Genomic DNA, 319 nt, shown 5'->3' with positions numbered 1-319 from the left:
CGAGCCAACCACCGTCAAACCAGCAGCAGCCGGAACCTTCGGCCCCTTCGCCAGCATCATCGAGCGGTAGCTCTTATAGCCCTGCACATAATCAAGATTCCAAAACGCATGACCCTGGTACAAGCCATACAGTCCCTTACCCTGCGACTCAGCCCACTGCTCCTCCGGCAAGTGCTGCGGCAAACGATCCTTCTGCACATACTGAATCGTGACACCAGTCACCTTGCTGCCAGTCCACTGACCATCACCCTGGGTACCAGGCGTTGTCGTCGTCGTCGGGAAGATACCGGCTGCATACTGGTGCACCAAACGGTACTGA

1 protein-coding gene is annotated in these 319 nt (G+C 57.1%); it reads right to left on the bottom strand.

The window, feature by feature from the left end; translation table 11 throughout:
- A partial coding sequence (locus HMPREF2734_RS12375) for a hypothetical protein (protein ID WP_168163605.1) occupies positions 1 to 319 on the bottom strand: 319 nt, incomplete at both ends.

It is taken from the genome of Corynebacterium sp. HMSC055D05, from assembly GCF_001810365.1.
GTDB lineage: Bacteria > Actinomycetota > Actinomycetes > Mycobacteriales > Mycobacteriaceae > Corynebacterium > Corynebacterium coyleae.
The sequence above is the reverse complement of the archived record's forward strand: the minus strand, read 5'-3'. Positions and strand labels throughout refer to the sequence as shown.